The 18,214-nt window shown below is 70.1% G+C and carries 18 protein-coding genes; 10 read left to right on the top strand and 8 right to left on the bottom strand.

Going from position 1 to position 18,214, the window contains the following annotated elements:
* The coding region (locus ACESL7_RS03720; protein ID WP_372891579.1) for an acyl-CoA dehydrogenase family protein at window positions 1-1,562 on the bottom strand (1,562 nt) is incomplete at its 3' end.
* A 149-nt stretch (window positions 1,563-1,711) separates the two neighbouring features.
* Here ACESL7_RS03720 and ACESL7_RS03715 point away from each other — a divergent pair.
* Window positions 1,712-2,476, top strand: coding sequence for a TSUP family transporter (locus ACESL7_RS03715; RefSeq protein ID WP_372891577.1), 765 nt, complete (start codon window positions 1,712-1,714; stop codon window positions 2,474-2,476).
* Window positions 2,477-2,490: 14 nt separating this feature from the next.
* On the opposite strand, the gene ACESL7_RS03710 is transcribed toward ACESL7_RS03715, so the two are convergent.
* The gene (locus ACESL7_RS03710; RefSeq protein ID WP_372891575.1) at window positions 2,491-4,089 is read right to left on the bottom strand and encodes a phosphoenolpyruvate carboxykinase; all 1,599 of its coding nucleotides are present in this window, start codon (window positions 4,087-4,089) and stop codon (window positions 2,491-2,493) included.
* Window positions 4,090-4,444: 355 nt separating this feature from the next.
* Between ACESL7_RS03710 and ACESL7_RS03705 the strand changes: the two genes are divergently transcribed.
* Genes ACESL7_RS03705 through ACESL7_RS03675 form a run of 7 tightly spaced genes read left to right on the top strand, consistent with a single transcriptional unit; the run spans window position 4,445 to window position 9,854 of the window.
* Window positions 4,445-5,146 carry a response regulator transcription factor gene (locus ACESL7_RS03705; RefSeq protein WP_372891573.1) on the top strand — a complete coding sequence of 234 codons (702 nt, stop codon included), beginning with the start codon at window positions 4,445-4,447 and terminating at the stop codon, window positions 5,144-5,146.
* Between the two features lie 8 nt (window positions 5,147-5,154).
* The gene (locus tag ACESL7_RS03700; RefSeq protein ID WP_372891571.1) at window positions 5,155-6,834 is read left to right on the top strand and encodes a sensor histidine kinase; all 1,680 of its coding nucleotides are present in this window, start codon (window positions 5,155-5,157) and stop codon (window positions 6,832-6,834) included.
* Window positions 6,800-7,291, top strand: coding sequence for an HPr kinase/phosphorylase (locus ACESL7_RS03695; RefSeq protein ID WP_372891569.1), 492 nt, complete (start codon window positions 6,800-6,802; stop codon window positions 7,289-7,291). Before ACESL7_RS03700 ends, ACESL7_RS03695 begins: the two co-directional genes overlap by 35 nt.
* Before the next feature lie 10 nt (window positions 7,292-7,301).
* Complete coding sequence (gene rapZ / locus ACESL7_RS03690; RefSeq protein WP_372891568.1) at window positions 7,302-8,219, top strand: RNase adapter RapZ; 918 nt, start codon at window positions 7,302-7,304, stop codon at window positions 8,217-8,219.
* On the top strand, window positions 8,216-8,608 hold the full coding sequence (locus ACESL7_RS03685) for a PTS sugar transporter subunit IIA (protein ID WP_372891566.1): 393 nt from the start codon (window positions 8,216-8,218) through the stop codon (window positions 8,606-8,608). Before rapZ ends, ACESL7_RS03685 begins: the two co-directional genes overlap by 4 nt.
* A 9-nt stretch (window positions 8,609-8,617) precedes the next feature.
* Window positions 8,618-8,899, top strand: a complete 282-nt coding sequence (locus ACESL7_RS03680) for an HPr family phosphocarrier protein (protein WP_372891564.1) — start codon at window positions 8,618-8,620, stop codon at window positions 8,897-8,899.
* Window positions 8,900-8,957: 58 nt separating this feature from the next.
* Complete coding sequence (locus ACESL7_RS03675; RefSeq protein WP_372891581.1) at window positions 8,958-9,854, top strand: lysophospholipid acyltransferase family protein; 897 nt, start codon at window positions 8,958-8,960, stop codon at window positions 9,852-9,854.
* A gap of 51 nt (window positions 9,855-9,905) precedes the next feature.
* Here the strand turns inward: ACESL7_RS03675 and ACESL7_RS03670 are convergent, their stop codons facing one another.
* On the bottom strand, window positions 9,906-10,781 hold the full coding sequence (locus tag ACESL7_RS03670; RefSeq protein WP_372891562.1) for a 3-hydroxybutyryl-CoA dehydrogenase: 876 nt from the start codon (window positions 10,779-10,781) through the stop codon (window positions 9,906-9,908).
* 147 nt (window positions 10,782-10,928) lie between these two features.
* Between ACESL7_RS03670 and ACESL7_RS03665 the strand changes: the two genes are divergently transcribed.
* On the top strand, window positions 10,929-11,753 hold the full coding sequence (locus ACESL7_RS03665) for a DUF6473 family protein (RefSeq protein WP_372891561.1): 825 nt from the start codon (window positions 10,929-10,931) through the stop codon (window positions 11,751-11,753).
* 51 nt (window positions 11,754-11,804) lie between these two features.
* On the opposite strand, the gene ACESL7_RS03660 is transcribed toward ACESL7_RS03665, so the two are convergent.
* The 5 genes from ACESL7_RS03660 to ACESL7_RS03640 all read right to left on the bottom strand — a co-directional run bounded on the left by ACESL7_RS03660 (window position 11,805) and on the right by ACESL7_RS03640 (window position 15,476).
* Entirely contained in the window at window positions 11,805-12,731 is a 927-nt protein-coding gene (locus ACESL7_RS03660) for an electron transfer flavoprotein subunit alpha/FixB family protein (RefSeq protein ID WP_372891559.1), read from the bottom strand.
* Window positions 12,731-13,489, bottom strand: a complete 759-nt coding sequence (locus ACESL7_RS03655) for an electron transfer flavoprotein subunit beta/FixA family protein (RefSeq protein ID WP_372891557.1) — start codon at window positions 13,487-13,489, stop codon at window positions 12,731-12,733. The genes ACESL7_RS03660 and ACESL7_RS03655 overlap by 1 nt, the downstream gene beginning before the upstream one ends.
* Before the next feature lie 314 nt (window positions 13,490-13,803).
* Window positions 13,804-14,376 (bottom strand): cob(I)yrinic acid a,c-diamide adenosyltransferase, encoded by a 573-nt coding sequence (locus tag ACESL7_RS03650; protein ID WP_372891555.1) that lies wholly within the window; start codon window positions 14,374-14,376, stop codon window positions 13,804-13,806.
* A 2-nt stretch (window positions 14,377-14,378) separates the two neighbouring features.
* Window positions 14,379-14,582 (bottom strand): twin transmembrane helix small protein, encoded by a 204-nt coding sequence (locus tag ACESL7_RS03645; RefSeq protein WP_372891553.1) that lies wholly within the window; start codon window positions 14,580-14,582, stop codon window positions 14,379-14,381.
* Window positions 14,583-14,651: 69 nt separating this feature from the next.
* Window positions 14,652-15,476, bottom strand: a complete 825-nt coding sequence (locus tag ACESL7_RS03640) for an SDR family NAD(P)-dependent oxidoreductase (protein WP_372891551.1) — start codon at window positions 15,474-15,476, stop codon at window positions 14,652-14,654.
* A gap of 108 nt (window positions 15,477-15,584) precedes the next feature.
* Here ACESL7_RS03640 and ACESL7_RS03635 point away from each other — a divergent pair, with 108 nt between their 5' ends.
* Window positions 15,585-18,008 (top strand): DNA topoisomerase IV subunit A, encoded by a 2,424-nt coding sequence (locus ACESL7_RS03635; RefSeq protein ID WP_372891549.1) that lies wholly within the window; start codon window positions 15,585-15,587, stop codon window positions 18,006-18,008.
* Window positions 18,009-18,214: the final 206 nt, after the last annotated feature.

Below are 18,214 nucleotides of genomic sequence, written 5' to 3'. Positions count from 1 at the left end.
TGGATCTGCAGGCCGTTGTCGGCCGCCGACCACGCGACGCGCGCGCCGAGCAGCTTGGCCATCCCCGCCTCGAGATCGCAGCGCTGGCCGCGGTCCTTCTCGAAGGCCGAGAAATAGGTGAGCTGGCGCGCGATCATCGTCTCCACCGCCATCATGGCGAGCTTGCCGGAGACGCGCGGGAAGGCGATCAGCGGCTTGCCGAACTGCTTGCGGTCCTGCGCGTAGCGCATCGAGACGTCGAGCGCCGACTGCGCGACCCCCACGGCGCGGGCCGCCGTCTGGATGCGTGCGCTCTCGAAGGTGGCCATGAGCTGCTTGAAGCCCTGCCCCTCTTCGCCACCGAGCAGGTTGTCGCCCGCGACATGGAAGTCGTCGAAGGCGATCTCGTATTCCTTCATGCCGCGGTAGCCGAGCACCTCGATCTCGCCGCCGGACAGCCCCTCGTCCGGGAAGGGGTGGTCGTCGGTGCCCGGCGTCTTCTCGGCGAGGAACATCGAGAGGCCGCGGTAGTCGGTCGTCTGCGGATCCGTGCGCGCGAGCAGCGTCATCACCTGCGTGCGCGAGGCATGCGTGATCCACGTCTTGTTGCCGGTGATCCGCCAGTCTCCGCTGTCGTCCTTCGTGGCGCGGGTGCGCAGGCTGCCGAGGTCGGAGCCGGTGTTCGGCTCCGTGAAGACGGCCGTGGGCAGCACCTCGGCCGAGGCGAGGCCGGGCAGCCACTTTTCCTTCTGCGCTTCGGTGCCGCCGCCGATAATGAGCTCGGCCGCGATCTCGGAGCGGGTGCCGAGGGAGCCGACGCCGATGTAGCCGCGCGAGAGCTCCTCGGAGACGACGCACATCGACGCCTTGGACAGGCCGAGGCCGCCGTACTCCTCCGGGATGGTCAGGCCGAAGACGCCCATCTCGGCGAGCTCGGAGATCACATCCATCGGGATGAGCTCATCCTTCAGGTGCCACTCGTGGGCGTAAGGTTCCACCTTGTCGACGACGAAGCGGCGGAACTGCTCGCGGATCATCTCGAGCTCTTCGTCGAGGCCCGAGGCGCCGACGGTGACCTCGGCCGAGCGTTCCTGCATGAGCTCCACGAGGCGCGTGCGCGCGGCCTGCGTGTTGCCCTGCTGCGTGAGCGTCATGACCTCGGGCGCCATCAGGCCGCGCATGTCCTCCTGGCTCAGGCCGAGGTCCTGAAGGCGCAGGATCTCGCCCTGGCTCATCGGGATGCCGCCGTAGATCTGCCAGAGGTATTCGCCGAAGGCGATCTGCAGGATCAGCTGCTCCACCTCCGTCAGGCGCCCCTCGCCCTCCAGCCGCTCGGCCCAGCGGTGCATCTGGCGCAGCGCTTCGACGTAGGTGGCGAGCCAGGCGAGGCCGTGCGCCGCGGTCTGGTTCGCCTCCACCAGACGGCCGGACACCCGGCCGTCGGCGGTGACCTCTCCACGCAGGCGCTCGGTCGCCTTGTCGAGCACCGCCTCGGCGGGTGCGACCGCGGCCCCGGTCAGCCGGAGAAGATCGGGAAGCACCACGCCCTGTGCGGCGCTCAGGTCCTGTCCGTCATGAGCCATTTCTAAACATCCCTCCTGAACCTGGCGCCGACTTAGTGCCTTCGCACGTGCAGCGCAATGAAAATACCCCAATATGCGGCGTTTCGACCGATTCTTGCGTCGCCGTTTCCGGGCTGCGCCTGCCGCCGGACGGTGCTAAGGGCGGCGCCATGCTGAGTTTCTCCATACTGTCGGCCGAACACCTAGCCCTCGCGCTCGTCGTGGCGAGCCTCGCGGGCGTCGTGAAGGGCATGGTCGGATTCGCCATGCCGATGATCCTGATCTCCGGGCTCGGCAGCTTCCTCGCGCCCGAACTCGCGCTCGCGGGGCTCATGCTGCCGACGCTCGTGACGAACATCTGGCAGGGGTTGCGCGACGGCCTGCGCGCCGCGCTCGCGAGCCTCGGGCGCTTCCGGCTGTTCCTCGCGGTGGGCGCCGTCTGCCTCTTCGCCTCGGCGCAGCTCGTGGGCGTGCTGCCGGCGGGCGTGCTGCTGACGGCGATCGGCGTGCCGCTCGTCGTCTTCTCGATCTGGCAGTTGCTGGGCCAGCCGCTGACCCTGCGCGCGGCGAGCCGCCGAATCGAGGTGGCGATGGCCGTGCTCGGGGGCTCGCTCGGCGGGCTCTCGGGGGTCTGGGGGCCGCCCGTGGTCGTCTATCTCACCGCCCTCGGCACGCCCAAGGCCGAGCAGATGCGCATTCAGGGGGTGCTCTACCTTCTCGGGTCGATCGCGCTGGTGGCGGCGCACACGGGCTCCGGGGTGGTCACGCCGGAGAGCATGGCCTTCTCGGCGTCGCTGGTGCCGGCGGCGCTCGCCGGGATGTGGATCGGCTACCGGCTGCAGGACCGCATCGACCAGGCGGCCTTCCGCCGCGCGACGCTGGCCGTCCTGCTGCTCGCCGGGCTCAACCTGATCCGGCGCGGCCTCATGGGCTGAGACCGCGCGCCCGCTCACCCGATCGCCGCCGCCTTCACGTCGTCGTCGATGTAGGGCACGTACTGCTCGAAGTTCTCGGCGAACATCGAGACGAGCTTGCGCGCCTGGGCGTCGTAGGCCTCCGGGTCGGCCCAGGTGCGGCGCGGGTCGAGCAGGACCTCCGGCACGCCCTGCACCGCGACCGGCACCTCGAAGCCGAAGTTCGGGTCCTTGCGGAACTCCGCCTCGGCGAGGGAGCCGTCGAGCGCCGCGGTCAGCAGCGCCCGCGTGGCCTTGATCGGCATCCGCGACCCGGTGCCGTAGGCGCCGCCGGTCCAGCCGGTGTTGACGAGCCAGCAGGTCGCGCCCTGGCGCGCGATCTTCTCGCGCAGGAGATTGCCGTAGACCTCGGGCCGGCGCGGCATGAAGGGGGCGCCGAAACAGGTGGAGAAGGTCGGCTGCGGCTCGGTCACGCCGCGCTCGGTCCCGGCCACCTTGGCGGTGAAGCCCGACAGGAAGTGATACATCGCCTGCGCCGGCGAGAGCCGCGCGATCGGCGGCAGCACGCCGAAGGCATCGCAGGTCAGCATGATGATGTTCTTGGGATGCCCGCCCAGCCCCGTCTCGGAGGCGTTGGAGATGTACTCGAGCGGATAGGCGCAGCGCATGTTCGCCGTGAGCGAGTCGTCGTCGAAGTCGAGCGCCCGCGTCTCGGCGTCGTAGACCATGTTCTCGATCACGGTGCCGAACTTGCCGGTCGTGGCGTAGATCTCCGGCTCCGCCTCGGGGTTGAGGTTGATCGTCTTGGCGTAGCAGCCGCCCTCGAAGTTGAAGCTGCCCCGGTCCGACCACCCGTGCTCGTCGTCGCCGATCAGCACGCGCTCGGGATCGGCCGAGAGCGTCGTCTTGCCGGTGCCCGAGAGGCCGAAGAACACCGCCGTGTCCACCGGGTTGCCGGGTGCGTGGTTGGCAGAGCAGTGCATCGGCATGATGCCCTTCTCCGGCAGGATGTAGTTGAGGAGCGTGAAGACGGACTTCTTGTTCTCGCCGGCATATTCGGTGCCGCCGATCAGGATCATCTTCTTCTCGAAGTTGAGCGCGATCACCGTCTCCGAGCGGCAGTCGTGGCGCTCCGGATCGGCGCGGAAGGACGGCAGGTTGATCACCGTGTAGTCGGCCGTGAAGCGGTCGAGCGCCGCGCGCTCGGGCCGGCGCAGGAGATGGCGGATGAAGAGCCCGTGCCAGGCGAGCTCGGTCACCACGCGCACGTCGATGGAATAGGCCGGATCGGCCCCGGCCACGAGATCCTGCACGAAGAGTTCGCGGTCCTTCATGTGCGCGCGCATGTCGTCGTAGAGCGCGTCGAAGCCCTCCGGCGACATGGCGGCGTTGTTGTCCCACCAGATGTGCTCGGCCACATCCGGGGTGCGGACGACGTGCTTGTCCTTCGGTGACCGCCCGGTGAACTTGCCCGTCGAGACGAGGAAGGTCCCGCCCTGCCCGAGCTGCCCCTCGCCGCGTTTCAGGCCGGCCTCGATCAGCGCGGGCTCGATCAGGTTGTAGTGAACCGCCCCGAGGCCCTCGATGCCCTGATGCTCGAGCCGGAACTCCGGGTTCACCCGTCCGATGGTCATGGTGCCTTGCTCCTCTGGCCGCGGCGGCGCGGTTGTCTCTGTCGCTTTCCGGCCCGGGGCGCCGGGGCCGCTGACCGGCCGCGCGCTGTCCGGGGCGCTGTCGGGGCTTATCACGGCTTTCGCCGGGCTGAACAGCCGCGGGGCCGGCTGTTAGCGCAACCAGAGCACAGTTAGCGCAATCACGGCGGGCCGGACTGACGGCGGGTGAGGCAATTTAGCCATTCTTTCAGGAATTGTGTCCGGAATCAGGCGAGACCCGCCCCCGAGTCGCAGTTTGGGATTGATTGCAAGGGGCGAAACAGGGATGAAGGTGACAAAAAGCGATAGGCACAAGAGCAGCACAAGGACTTTCCCCATGTCCCGTATCGCCCTCGTGGACGATGACAGGAACATTCTGACGTCCGTTTCCATGACGCTCGAGGCCGAGGGCTTCGAGGTGGACACCTACAACGACGGTCAGTCGGCGCTGGAGGCATTCAACCGCAAGCTGCCCGACATGGCCGTGCTCGACATCAAGATGCCCCGTCTCGACGGCATGGACCTGTTGCAGCGGCTCCGCCAGAAGACCTCGATGCCGGTGATCTTCCTCACGTCCAAGGACGACGAGATCGACGAGGTGCTGGGCCTGCGCATGGGGGCCGACGACTACGTCAAGAAACCGTTCTCGCAGCGCCTGCTGGTGGAGCGCATCCGCGCCCTGCTGCGCCGACAGGAGGCAGAGGCCGGCGACGCCGCCGGCACGCCGGAAGACTCCAAGATCATGGTGCGCGGGCACCTGACGATGGACCCGCTTCGCCACGCGGTAACCTGGAAGGAGCAGGACGTCACGCTCACCGTGACCGAGTTCCTGCTCCTGCAGGCGCTGGCGCAGCGTCCCGGCTTCGTCAAGAGCCGCGATCAGCTGATGGACGTGGCCTACGACGATCAGGTCTACGTCGACGACCGCACCATCGACAGCCACATCAAGCGGCTCCGCAAGAAGATGCGCAGCGTCGACACCGAGTTCACGGCGATCGAGACGCTCTACGGCATCGGCTACCGCTATAACGAAGAATAGCCATGTCGATGGCAGAGCACAGCGGCGCGGGCCGTCCGCCCCCAGGGCGCGAACCGGACCTCGTGCTCGGCGACGACTGGGTGGCGCCCGAGCCGGAGGCCGACGAGGCCGCGCGCGTCCGCCGCGGCTTCTTCTCGTGGCGGCGCTCGCCGCTCACGCGCAAGATCATCATCTTCAACCTGATCGCGCTCAACATCCTTGTCGCCGGCATCTTCTATCTCGACGGCTCCCGCGAAAGCCTGGCGCTGCAGCGCGCCACCGGCCTCGCCGGCGAGGCGGAGCTCATCGCCGACGTCTTCGAGGTGCAGGCCGCCTCGCCCGGCGACATGCAGCGAACGCTCGAAGGACTCGACCTGCGCCGCGGCATCGAGGTGCTCGTCTACGACGAGGCGCGCCGCGTCGTTGCGCGGCAGGCCGGCGAGGTTGCGCCGGCCGATCTCGATGCGCTGCACGAGACGCCGCCGCGCACCGTCATAACCGACGCGCTCGCCCGTGCCTGGGGCGCGGTCGAGAACGGCGTGGAAATGCTCTCCGGCGCGGCGCCCCGCCCGCTGGAAGAGCAGATCGTCCCGCAGATCGGCCGCGCCCTCGACGGCAGGCCCACGGTCGAAACGGGCGTCGACGCCGAGGGCGGCACGGTCATCTCCGCGACGACACCGATCATCCGCGAGGGCCGCGCGGTCGGCGTCGTCGCCGTGTCCTCCGCCGCCGGCGAGATCGACCAGATGGTGCGCGCCGAGCGCGAGCGCGTGCTGCAGATGTTCGTCATCGCGATCCTCGTCTCGATAGGCCTGAGTCTCGTGCTCGCGTCGACGATCTCCAATCCCATCTCGCAACTCGCCACGGCGGCCGAGGTCGGGCGCGACCGCGATCGCGGCCGCTTCGGACGGCAGGGGCGCATCCGCATTCCGGACCTGACCGCGCGGCCGGACGAGATCGGGCAGCTCTCTGCCGCGCTGCGCGGCATGGTCTCGGCGCTCTACGACCGGATCGAGGCGAACGAGCAGTTCGCGGCCGACGTCGCGCATGAGATCAAGAACCCTCTGGCCTCGCTCCGCTCGGCCGTGGGAACGCTCCGCGTGGCACAGCGCGAAGATCACCGCGAGCGTCTCCTCGACGTGATCGACCACGACGTCCGCCGGCTCGACAGGCTGGTCAGCGACATCTCGAACGCCTCGCGCCTCGACAGCGAGCTCGTCAAGGAGGACGAGGAAAGCTTCGATCTGCGCCGGATGCTCGACACCCTCGGCCAGCATCTCGGACAGCAGGCGCAGGAAAAGGGGATCGAGTTCATCACCGACCTGCCCGAGGCGCCGGTGGCCGTGCAGGGGCTCGAACCGCGCCTGGCGCAGGTGGTCGTCAACCTCGTCACGAACGCCATCAGCTTCTGCGAGGAGGGTGACGCCATCCGCCTCTGGGCGCGCAAGCGCGAAAACCGCGTGCTCGTGGTGGTCGAGGATACCGGCCCCGGCATTCCCGAGGGCGCGGAGAAGAAGATCTTCAAGCGATTCTACTCCGAACGCCCGTCCGAGGATTTCGGCAACAACTCGGGCCTCGGCCTCGCCATCTCCGAGCAGATCGTGCACGCGCACGGCGGCGTGATCTGGGCCGAGAACATCCGCCCGACGCAGGCCGACCCGACCTCGGAGCCGCTTGGCGCGCGCTTCGTCGTGGGTCTTCCGCTCTGAGCCGATGGGCACGCCCGGGGACGCTGGCCCACACCCGGACGAGACGGAGCTGCACGCGACCGCCGTCGCCTATGCGGGCCGCGCGGCACTTATTCTGGGTCCCGCGGGCAGCGGCAAGTCCTCCCTCGCGCTCGAGTGCCTGGTCCGCGGCGCGCAACTGATCGGCGACGACCGTGTCCGGCTGCGCCGTTCGGGGGCACGGCTTCTTGCGTTGCCCCCGCAGCACCTCTCCGGGGTGATCGAGGCGCGTGGGGTCGGCCTTCTGCATGCGCCGGCGACCTGTGACGGCGCACCGGTCACGCTCGCCGTCACTCTCGAAAAGCAGGAGGAGACGCGCTTGCCGCCGCGGCGCAGCGAAAGCTTTCTCGACGTTGCCGTGCCGCTCTGTCACGATCCGGCGACGCGGGCTTTCCCCGCAGCGATCTTGCTTTATCTTCGCGGGGGACGGTTTGCCTGAGGGCGGACGCATGACATCCGAGCGCGAGACGCAGCAGCGCATGGTGCTGATCACCGGCCCGTCGGGCGCCGGGCGCGCAACCGCGATTGCCGCCCTCGAGGATCGCGGCTTCGAGGCGATCGACAACATGCCGCTCGGCCTCGTGCCCCGCCTGCTGGCGGCCGGGCCGCCGGAACGGCCGCTGGCGCTCGGGCTCGACGTGCGCAACCGCGACTTCGCGCCCGACGCGCTGCTCGAACTCATGGACGCGCTGGCGGCGCGGTGCGATATCCATGCCGATCTCGTTTATCTCGACTGCCGCGCGGAGGTTCTGCAGCGCCGCTTCTCCGAGACGCGGCGGCGGCATCCGCTGGCCCCGGCCGAAGCCCCGGAAGCCGGGATCGCGCGCGAGTTCGACCTGATGCGCGGGGTGCGCGCCCGGGCCGACATCCTGATCGACACCTCCGAACTCACCCCGCACGACCTGCGCGCGGAGATCGCACGCCTCGTCGCACCGGCCAACGGCGTGGGTCTCGTCGTCTCGGTGCAGTCCTTCAGCTACAAGCGGGGGCTGCCGCGCGGGCTGGACATGGTGCTCGACGCGCGTTTCCTCGACAATCCCTACTGGCAGCCGAACCTGCGCGACCGCGACGGACGTGATCCGCGCGTGCAGGCGCATGTCGCCGCCGACGCGCGTTTCGCGCCCTTCTTCGAGCGAGTGCTGGACCTGGTGCGCTTCGTGCTGCCGGCCTATGCGCAAGAGGGCAAGAGCCACTTCGGCCTCGGCTTCGGCTGCACCGGGGGCCGGCACCGCTCCGTCGCGCTCGCCGAGCGCCTCGCGCCCGCACTCGCCGCCGACGGCTGGCAGGTCACCGTCCGGCACCGCGAGCTGGACCGCGGCGGCCCGGCCGCGGAGGCGGCCACCACGCAGGAAGGGAGCCCGGCTTGATCGGCGTCGTCATCGTCGCGCACGGCGGACTCGCGCATGAATACCTCGCCGCCATCGAGCATGTCATGGGCCGTCAGCGCGGCATACGCGCCGTCGCGATCGAGCCCGAACACGACCGCACCGCCAAGCAGGCCGAGATCTGCGCCGCCGCCGACGCGGTCGATCAGGGCGACGGCGTGGTGATGGTCACCGACATGTTCGGCGGATCGCCGTCCAACCTGAGCCTGCGCGCCAGCGCCGCGGCAAACCGGCGCATCCTCTACGGGGCGAACCTGCCCCTGCTCATCAAGCTTGCAAAATCCCGCGACAAGCCCCTTGGCGAAGCGGTCCGGAGCGCGCTGGAGGCCGGGCGGAAGTATATTGACAGCCAGACCGTTTCCGCGGACTAACGATCTGTAATGCCGGCTGAAACCATCCAGAGACGCCTGAAGATCACCAACGAGAAAGGCCTGCACGCGCGGGCCTCGGCCAAGCTCGTGGAAGTGGTCGAGGGCTTCGACGCGACGGCGGAGCTGACCCGCGACGGGCAGACCGCCGCCGGCGACTCGATCATGGGGCTTTTGATGTTGGCAGCTTCCAAGGGAAGCACTATTGAGCTTCAGGCGTCCGGTCCGGACGCGGCGGCGCTGGCCGACGCGGTCGAGGCGCTGATCGAGAACCGCTTCGGCGAGGAGACGTGAGCCCGAACGGCACCGGAGGGACCCCTTGGTCGAAAGCTCCCACCACCGGACCGCGATGATGCAGGGCGGAACGGCGCCCTACGCCGGTCAGGGCGACGGCACCCTGCACGACGGACGCCCCTACGACCGGCGGCGGCTGAGCTATGCCAATACCTTCACCAATCCGATCAAGGTCAAGACGATCCAGGCGATGGAGCTCGCGACCGGCAAGCTCAGGCTGCTCCGGCTGATCCGCCGGTTCGAAGCGATGGGCGTGCCGGTGGGCCAGCCCTTCTGGCGGCAGGCGCTCGACGTGATGGGGATCGACCTCGTCACGCCCGCGGAACAGATCGCGCGCATCCCTGCCGAGGGGCCGCTCGTCGTCGTGGCGAACCATCCGCACGGGCTCGTCGACGGGATGGTGCTCGCCGAGCTCGTGGGCCGGCGGCGGACCGACTACAAGATCCTGACCCGCTCGCTCCTGACCGGGGTCGCCGAGGTCGAACAGTTCATGATCCCGGTGCCCTTCGCGCACGAATCAGGGGCGCTCGAACGCAATCTCGACATGCGCAGGCGCGCCATGGATCATCTGCAGGCGGGCGGGGTGATCGTGCTCTTCCCCTCCGGCGTGGTGGCCGCCTCCGAAAGCCTGTTCGGCCCCGCGGTAGAGGCGGAGTGGAACCCTTTCACCGCGAAGATGATCCAGCGCTCCGGCGCGCGGGTGGTGCCGGTACATTTCCCCGGCGCGAACTCGCGCTGGTACCAGATCGCCAACCGTATCTCGCCGACGCTGCGGCAGGGTCTTCTCCTGCACGAGGTGGCGCATGCACTCGACACACCGCAGGCGCCGGTGGTCGGCACGCCGATCGACCGCCCCGAGATCGAGAGCTGGGCGCGCAATCCGCGCGGCTTCGTCGCGTGGCTGCGGGACCGGACGCTGGCGCTGGGCGCGGGCGGCGCCGCTCCTCCGCCCTGACGGGCGTCCTCGCTCCGTTCCGCGATGCGCCCCGCCGGGGGCGAAGAGCGCTCAGCGCGTGGGCACCGGCGCCTCGCCCCGGTAGTCGTAGAAGCCGCGCCCGGTCTTGCGACCGAGCCAGCCCGCCTCGACGTATTTCGTCAGCAGCGGACAGGGCCGGTACTTCGTGTCCGCGAGCCCGTCGTGCAGCACGTTCATGATGGCGAGGCAGGTGTCGAGCCCGATGAAATCGGCAAGTTCGAGCGGCCCCATGGGATGGTTGGCGCCGAGCTTCATCGACTGGTCGATCGACTGCACGCTGCCCACCCCTTCGTAGAGGGTGTAGACCGCCTCGTTGATCATCGGCATCAGGATCCGGTTGACGATGAAGGCGGGGAAATCCTCCGCGCTCGCCGCCGTCTTGCCGAGCCGGTCGACCACCGCCCGGCAGGCGGCGAAGGTCTCCTCGTCGGTGGCGATGCCGCGGATCAGCTCGACGAGCTGCATCAGGGGCACCGGGTTCATGAAGTGGAACCCCATGAATTTCTCCGGCCGGTCCGTCCGGCTCGCCAGCCGTGTGATCGAGATCGAGGAGGTGTTGGAGGTCAGGATCGTCTCGGGTTTCAGGTGCGGCAGAAGGGTGTCGAAGATCTTCTGCTTGACCTCCTCGCGCTCGGTCGCCGCCTCGATGACGAGATCGCAGCCGCCGAGCTCGGCCAGTTCCAGCGTCGGGGTGATCCGGGCGAGCGCGGCATCCTTGTCCGCCTCGGCGATGCCGCCCTTGCGCACCTGCCGTTCCATGTTGCGGCCGATCCGTTCGAGCGCGGCCTCCAGCGTGTCGCGGTCGAGATCGTTGAGCAGCACCTCGTATCCGGCGACGGCCATGACATGCGCGATCCCGTTGCCCATCTGCCCGGCGCCGACGATGCCCACGCGCTCGATATCCATGCCTCACCCTCCGGTCATTGCGCCGGGACCATAGGGACCGCGACCCGGTGCGGCAAGGCCGCGCGACCCGGTGACAATTGTCGGCTTAAGCCTTTCGAAAGACCCGGGCGCGAGCCTGTCGGCGGGTGAAAAGAACTGGTGGGAACCATGAGCTACGACGCGCCGGGCCCGGGGGGGCTCGATTACGCGCCGTACCGCTTCCGGGGATCGCGGATGTTGTTCCGCGGGCCCGACCGGCGGATCGACGGCGCCTTCGTCGCCTGCCTCGGCGGGACGGAAACCTACGGCAAATACGTGGCGGCGCCCTGGCCCGCGCGGCTGGAGGCGGCGGCGGGCCTGCCCTGTCTCAACCTCGGCAGCGTGAACGCCGGGGTCGACAGCTTCCTGAACGAGCCCGCGGTGCTGGAGGCCGCGCGCGAGGCGCAGCTCGTCGTGGTGCAGGCCACGGGCGCGCAGAACCTCTCGAATCGCTTCTACGACGTGCACCCGCGCCGCAACGACCGTTTTCTCGGGCCGCGCCCGCTGATGCGGCGGCTGTTTCCGGAAACCGATTTCACCGAGTTCCATTTCACGCGCCACATGACCGGCGCGCTTGCGCAGCGCGCGCCGGCGGCTTTCGCGCGCCTGCGCGCGGGGCTCCGGACGACCTGGGTCGCGCGGATGACGACGCTGATCGAGCGGCTCGGCGTGCCGGTGGCGCTGCTCTGGCTGGGCCGCACGGCCCCGCCGACCACTGCAGGCGCAGCCCTGGCGCCGGAGCCGCTCTTCGTGGATCGGGCCATGATCGACGCCCTGCGACCGCGCCTCGCCGCGGTCGTCGAGGTCGCAGCGGCTGCGAAGGGCGAGACCGGAGGCATGATCTTCCCGCCGCTGGAGGCGCCGGCGGCGGCCGAACTCCCGGGCCCTGCCGCGCATGCCGCGGCGGCGGAGGGCTTGCTGCCGGTGCTGCGCAGTCAAGGCTTCCGCGCATGAAAAGGCCCGCGCCGGGGTCGCCGGCGCGGGCCTCCCCTGCCTGTGCGGCGCTCAGAGCTTCTCGGTCAGGGCCGGCACGGCCTCGAAGAGGTCCGCGACGAGGCCGTAGTCGGCAACCTGGAAGATCGGCGCCTCCTCGTCCTTGTTGATCGCGACGATGATCTTCGAGTCCTTCATGCCGGCGAGGTGCTGGATCGCACCGGAGATGCCGACGGCGATGTAGAGCTCGGGCGCCACGACCTTGCCGGTCTGCCCCACCTGCCAGTCGTTCGGCGCGAAGCCCGAATCGACCGCCGCGCGGCTCGCGCCGACGGCGGCGCCCAGCTTGTCGGCGAGCTTCTCGATCAGGTGGAAATCCTCCTCGGAGCCGACGCCGCGGCCACCGGAGACGACCACCCCGGCCGAGGTCAGCTCGGGCCGGTCGCTCTCGGCCACCTTGTCCTCGACCCACTCCGAAAGGCCCGGATCGGCCGCCGCGCCGATGGTCTCCACCGTGGCGGCGCCGCCCTGCCCCGCGGCATCGAAGGTCGAGGTGCGGATGCTGACCACCTTCTTGGCGTCGGACGACTTGACCGTCTGCATGGCATTGCCGGCGTAGACCGGACGCTCGAAAGTGTCCGCGTCGATCACCGCGCTCACGTCCGAGATCACCATCACGTCCAGGAGCGCCGCGACGCGCGGCAGGATGTTCTTGGCGTCGGTGGTCGCCGGGGCGACGATATGGTCGTAGTCCCGGGCGAGATCGGCGATCAGCGCCGCCGTCGGCTCGGCGAGGCGGTGGCCGTAGATCGGATCCTCCGCGCAGAGCACCCTCGCCGCGCCGTCGAGCTTCGCGGCCTCGGCGGCGGCATCGGATGCCTGCGCGCCGCAGGCGAGCACCGTGACCTCGCCGAGCTTCGTCGCGGCCGTCATGGCCTTGGCGGTGGCGTCCATCGCCAGCGCGCCGTCGGAGATTTCGGCGATCAGCAGAACGGCCATCACACCACCCCCTTTTCCTTGAGTTTCGACACGAGCTCGTCGACCGAGCCGACCATCTCGCCGGCCTGACGCGCCGGCGGCTCCTTGGTCTCGACCACCTCGAGGCGCGGCGCGACGTCCACGCCGTAGTCGGCGGCGGTCTTCTCCTCGAGCGGCTTCTTCTTCGCCTTCATGATGTTGGGAAGCGAGGCGTAGCGCGGCTCGTTCAGGCGCAGGTCGGTGGAGATGATCGTCGGCAGCTTGACCTTCACGGTCTGAAGCCCGCCGTCCACCTCGCGGGTGACGACGGCCTGCCCGTCCTCGACGGCGACCTCGTTGGCGTACATCGCCTGGCTCCAGCCGAGCAGCGCCGAGAGCATCTGCCCGGTGGCGTTCATGTCGTTGTCGATCGCCTGCTTGCCGCAGAGCACGATCTCGGGGCCCTCCTCCTCGACGACCCTGGCGAGAAGCTTGGCGACGGCGAGCGGCTCGATGTCCTGATGCACGTCGTCGGCGGCGATGATCAGGATGGCCCGGTCTGCGCCCATGGCGAGCGCGGTGCGCAGCGTCTCCTGCGCCTGCTTCACGCCGATGGAAACGGCCACGACCTCCTCGACCTGGCCCTTCTCCTTCAGGCGGATCGCCTCTTCCACGGCAATCTCGTCGAAGGGGTTCATCGACATCTTGACGTTGGCGAGATCGACGCCCGATCCGTCCGCCTTCACGCGGACCTTCACGTTGTAGTCGATCACGCGCTTCACAGGCACGAGTACCTTCATCGGCGTGTCTCTCCCTTTCTGCGCGCGCCGGCCGCCCGGCGTGCCTCTCTGTCCTGCCGCGGGGTCTTAGCGGCTCAGGCCGCGCCGCGACAGGGCAAAATCGTCACGCGAACGCCCCGGACCGGCGCGCCGACCTCCCGAGCCGCAACCGACCTGCGGCACGTCGCCGCAGAGCACCACGGCGCGCGGGCCGGCCTTTTACCTGACGGCCCGCCGGGTCGCATCGCTCACCGGTTCGCCTCCGCCCTTCGAGCCGGCGCTCCGCGCTTGCCTGGGCCGGGCCGTCCACTGGACGGCCCGCCGGGTCGCTTCGCTCACCGGTTCGCCCCCGGAACCCAAAGCACGTCGGCGCGGCCGTTGTCGTTGGCGATGCGGCCGGCCACGAAGAACCAGTCCGACAGGCGGTTGAGGTAGCGCACCGCCGCCGGATTCACATGCTCCATGGTGGCGAGTTCCACCGTGTAGCGCTCGGCGCGCCGCGCCACGGTGCGGCAGAGGTGCAGATGCGCGGCGAGCGGCGAGCCGCCGGGCAGGATGAAGCTCCGCAGCGGCTCGAGCCCGGCGTTCATCGCGTCGATCTCGGACTCGAGCCGGGCGACCTGCGCCTCGGCGACGCGCAGGCGCGGATACTCCGCCTCGTCGTCGCGCTCCATGTCCGGGCAGCAGAGATCCGCGCCGAGATCGAAGAGGTCGTTCTGGATCCGCGCGAGGCGCGCGTCCAGCTCGCCCTCGGCGTGCTGCCGCGCGAGCCCGAGCGTCGCGTTCAGCTCGTCCGCGGTGCCGTAGGCGATCACGCGCGGCGCATGCTTGGCCACCCGCTGCCCGTCGCCGAGCGCGGTCTCGCCGGCGTCGCCGGTCTTGGTGTAGATCTTGTTGAGCACGACCATCGTCAGCCTCCGCTGCGTATCCAGACGAACAGGAGAATAATCACCACCGCGGCGAACTGCGCGATGATCCGCCACCGCATGAGGCGGTTGGCGTATTTCCGGTTGAACTCGCCCCCCCGGGCGAAGCCGCCGATGCCGGTCAGAAGGATGCCCACGACGATCAGCATGGCGATCGCCATGACGTAGAAAAGCGGGTCGGAAGCCATCAGCCGTCCTTTCCTTGGCGGTCAAGGGGCGCACATAGCGGAGCCTGCGCAAAAAGCGAACCCCGCGCCTCAGAGCCTGTGCAGCACCCGGTCGAGGAGCCGCCCGCCGAGAAGCCGGCGCATGACGGCGGCGGCGCGGGTCGGCGTGGTCACGGCATACCGGGCGCGCGGGCGGGGGCTGTCGAGCGCACGCACGAGCGCCTCGGTCACGGCGGAGGCGGGCCAGGAGCGCATGTCGGCGCCCTTGTAGAGCCGTTCGAGGAGCGTCGCGCGATAGTCGTCGGCGCGCGGCGAGTGTTCCCAGTCGATCCATTTCTCGAACTGCTTGATGGCGTTCTCGCGGAAGGGCGTGTCGATCGGACCCGGCTGGATCAGCACGACATGGATGCCCGTGCCCGCCATCTCGAGGCGCAGGACGTCCGTCAGCCCCTCGAGCGCGAACTTGCTCGCCACGTAGGGCCCGCGCCACTTCGCGGGCGTGAAGCCGAGGACGGAGGAGCAATTGACGATCCGCCCGCCCCCCTGCGCCCGCATCACCGGGATCGCGCGGCGCGTCAGGTCGTGCCAGCCGATGAGATTGGCCTCGAAGATCGCGCGCATCGCCGCGGCCGGCACATCCTCGAGCGGGCCGGGGATCGCATAGGCGCCGTTGTTGAAGAGCGCGTCGAGCCGCCCGCCCGTGGCCTCCAGCACCTCGGCCATGCCGGTCTCGAGGCTCTCGGGGTCCTCGTAGTCGATGCGCGGGCTCTCCAGCCCCTCGGCGCGCAGGCGCGCGCAATCCTCTTCCGCGCGGCAGGCGGCGAAGACGCGCCAGCCGCGCCCCGCGAGCCTGCGCGCGGCGTCGAGGCCAATGCCGCTCGAACAGCCGGTGATCAGGATCGTGCGCTCGGTCATGCGCGGCCCTCCCCCGGTCCCGCCTAGGACGCCGCTGCGCGGCGCGCAAGCGCGCGGGCGCGCGCTTGGCCGCTTTACCGCCCCGCGCCGCGGCGCTATGCCCGCGCCATGGACGATCCCACCGACGACACGGGCGAGGCGGGCGACACGGGCGACACCGGCGCGCCCCCGCCGCCCTCCGCGGAGCCGTTGCGCCGCGCGCTCGGCGAGCGCTACCTGACCTATGCGCTTTCCACGATCATGCACCGCGCGCTGCCCGACGCCCGCGACGGGCTGAAGCCGGTGCAGCGGCGCATTCTCTACGCCATGCGCGAGCTGCGGCTCGGCTCCGGCGGGGCCTTCCGAAAGTCCGCCAAGATCGCGGGCGACGTGATGGGCAACTATCACCCGCACGGCGACGCCGCGATCTACGACGCGATGGCGCGGCTCGCGCAGGACTTCGTGATGCGCTACCCGCTCGTCGACGGGCAGGGCAACTTCGGCAACATCGACGGCGACAGCCCCGCCGCCGCACGCTACACCGAGGCGCGGATGACCGTGCTCGCCGAGGCGCTGATGGACGGGCTCGCCGAGGACGCGGTGGACTTCCGCGACACCTACGACGGCTCGCTGCGCGAACCCGCGGTGCTGCCGGCGGCCTTTCCGAACCTGCTCGCGAACGGCGCCTCCGGCATCGCTGTGGGCATGGCCACCAACATCCCGCCGCACAACCTCGACGAACTGCTGGCAGCCTGCCTGCATCTCGTCGAGGACCCGGGGGCGAGCGACGAGAGCCTTCTGGCCCATGTCCCCGGCCCCGACTTTCCCACCGGCGGCGTCCTCGTCGAGCCGCGCGAGAACGTGGCGGAGGCCTACCGCACCGGGCGCGGCGCCTTCCGCCTGCGCGCGCGCTGGGAGCGCGAGGATCTCGGCCGCGGGCAATGGCAGGTCGTCGTCACCGAGATCCCCTACCAGGTGCAGAAATCGCGCCTGATCGAGAAGATCGCGGAGCTCATCCAGACGCGCAAGGTGCCCCCGCTCGCGGACGTGCGCGACGAGAGCGCGGGCGACGTGCGCATCGTGCTCGAGCCGCGCTCGCGCAACGTGGACCCGGAGGTGCTGATGGCGGCGCTCTTCCGCAACTCCGACCTGGAGGTGCGGGTGCCGCTCAACATGAACGTGCTGATCGACGGGGTGACGCCCGGGGTCTGCTCGCTCCGCGCGCTCCTGCGCGCCTTCCTCGACCACCGCCGCGACGTGCTGCAGCGCCGCGCGCGCCACCGCCTCGGCCGGATCGCGCACCGGCTGGAGGTGCTCGAGGGCTTCCTCTTGGCCTTCCTCAACCTCGACCGGGTGATCGACATCATCCGCTACGACGAGGCGCCGAAGGCCGCGCTGATGTACGAGGACTGGTCGGAGGCGCATCAGGCGACGATCCCGCGCGCGACCTCCGAGGCGGACTACGCCTCGCCGCTCGCGGGCGTGGACCGCGCGGCGCTGGAGGCCCTGCCCGACGCGGAGGCCCCCGCGCCGGGCGGCGAGGAGGTACCGAAGCGCTACGCGCCCGGCCGGCTCTCGGACGTGCAGGCCGAGGCGATCCTCAACATGCGCCTCAGGAGCCTGCGCCGGCTCGAGGAGATGGAGCTCACAGCCGAGCGCGACCGCCTGCGCGAGGAGCGCGCCGGGCTCGAGGCGCTGCTCGCCGACGCGGACCGGCAATGGGCGCGCATCGCCGAGGAGCTGCGCGAGGTGAAGGCGAATTTCGGCGCCAAGGCCGCGGGCGGCGCGCGGCGCACGGGCTTCGCCGCGGCGGGCCACGTCGAGGAGGTGCCGATCGAGGCCATGATCGAGCGCGAGCCGGTCACGGTCGTCTGCTCGCAGATGGGCTGGATCCGCGCGCTTTCGGGGCATGTGCCGCTCGACAAGGAGCTCAAGTACAAGGACGGCGACGGGCCGCGTTTCCTCTTCCACGCGGAGACGACGGACCGGCTGATCCTCTTCGGCTCGAACGGGCGGGCCTACACCCTCTCGGTCTCGAGCCTGCCCGGCGGGCGCGGCATGGGCGAGCCCGTGCGCCTCTCGGTGGATCTGCCCAACGAGGCGGAGATCGTGACGCTGCTGATCCACCGCCCCGGCGCGAAGCTGCTGGTGGCCTCCTCGAAGGGCGACGGCTTCGTCGCGCCCGAGGCGGAGGTCGTGGCGCAGACCCGCGCGGGCAAGCAGGTGCTGAACCTGCGCGCGCCGGCGGTGACACGGGTGGTCAAACGCGTGGCCGGCGACATGGTCGCCGTGGTGGGCGAGAACCGGAAGATGCTGGTCTTTCCGGTGGAGGAGCTCCCCGAAATGGCGCGCGGCAAGGGCGTGCGGCTGCAGAAATACAAGGACGGCGGCCTCGCCGACGCGACGACGTTCGAGAGTTCGGAGGGCCTCGCCTGGAAGGACCCGGCGGGGCGGACGCGCACGGAGACGGACCTCACCGAGTGGCGCGCCGCCCGCGCCACGGCGGGCCGCATGGCCCCCCGCGGCTTCCCGCGCGACAACCGCTTCCCCTGAGCGCCGCGGCGCGGCGGGGACCTGGCGGAGGCGGCGTCGGCGAGGCCGCATGGCGCGCCTCCGGCGGGATCCATCATGACGCGCCTCCGGCGGGATCCATCATGACGCGCCTCCGGCGGGATCCAGCATGGCGCGCCTCCGGCGGGACACTCTCTGGCACTGCGTGCGACAAGGGGGGCGCTGCCCCCCTCGGCGGCTGCGCCGCC

Origin of the sequence: Rhodosalinus sp. (assembly GCF_041685465.1) — a bacterium.
GTDB lineage: Bacteria > Pseudomonadota > Alphaproteobacteria > Rhodobacterales > Rhodobacteraceae > Rhodosalinus.
The sequence above is the reverse complement of the archived record's forward strand: the minus strand, read 5'-3'. Positions and strand labels throughout refer to the sequence as shown.

What these genes read in the sequence shown, in the direction of transcription:
- ACESL7_RS03715 (WP_372891577.1), top strand. Translation starts at nt 1,712, where the DNA reads ATGCTGAGTTTCTCCATACTGTCGGCCGAACACCTAGCCCTCGCGCTC.
- ACESL7_RS03710 (WP_372891575.1), bottom strand. Translation starts at nt 4,089, where the DNA reads ATGACCATCGGACGGGTGAACCCGGAGTTCCGGCTCGAGCATCAGGGC.
- ACESL7_RS03705 (WP_372891573.1), top strand. Translation starts at nt 4,445, where the DNA reads ATGTCCCGTATCGCCCTCGTGGACGATGACAGGAACATTCTGACGTCC.
- ACESL7_RS03700 (WP_372891571.1), top strand. Translation starts at nt 5,155, where the DNA reads ATGGCAGAGCACAGCGGCGCGGGCCGTCCGCCCCCAGGGCGCGAACCG.
- rapZ (WP_372891568.1), top strand. Translation starts at nt 7,302, where the DNA reads ATGACATCCGAGCGCGAGACGCAGCAGCGCATGGTGCTGATCACCGGC.
- ACESL7_RS03680 (WP_372891564.1), top strand. Translation starts at nt 8,618, where the DNA reads ATGCCGGCTGAAACCATCCAGAGACGCCTGAAGATCACCAACGAGAAA.
- ACESL7_RS03675 (WP_372891581.1), top strand. Translation starts at nt 8,958, where the DNA reads ATGCAGGGCGGAACGGCGCCCTACGCCGGTCAGGGCGACGGCACCCTG.
- ACESL7_RS03670 (WP_372891562.1), bottom strand. Translation starts at nt 10,781, where the DNA reads ATGGATATCGAGCGCGTGGGCATCGTCGGCGCCGGGCAGATGGGCAAC.
- ACESL7_RS03665 (WP_372891561.1), top strand. Translation starts at nt 10,929, where the DNA reads ATGAGCTACGACGCGCCGGGCCCGGGGGGGCTCGATTACGCGCCGTAC.
- ACESL7_RS03660 (WP_372891559.1), bottom strand. Translation starts at nt 12,731, where the DNA reads ATGGCCGTTCTGCTGATCGCCGAAATCTCCGACGGCGCGCTGGCGATG.
- ACESL7_RS03655 (WP_372891557.1), bottom strand. Translation starts at nt 13,489, where the DNA reads ATGAAGGTACTCGTGCCTGTGAAGCGCGTGATCGACTACAACGTGAAG.
- ACESL7_RS03650 (WP_372891555.1), bottom strand. Translation starts at nt 14,376, where the DNA reads ATGGTCGTGCTCAACAAGATCTACACCAAGACCGGCGACGCCGGCGAG.
- ACESL7_RS03645 (WP_372891553.1), bottom strand. Translation starts at nt 14,582, where the DNA reads ATGGCTTCCGACCCGCTTTTCTACGTCATGGCGATCGCCATGCTGATC.
- ACESL7_RS03640 (WP_372891551.1), bottom strand. Translation starts at nt 15,476, where the DNA reads ATGACCGAGCGCACGATCCTGATCACCGGCTGTTCGAGCGGCATTGGC.
- ACESL7_RS03635 (WP_372891549.1), top strand. Translation starts at nt 15,585, where the DNA reads ATGGACGATCCCACCGACGACACGGGCGAGGCGGGCGACACGGGCGAC.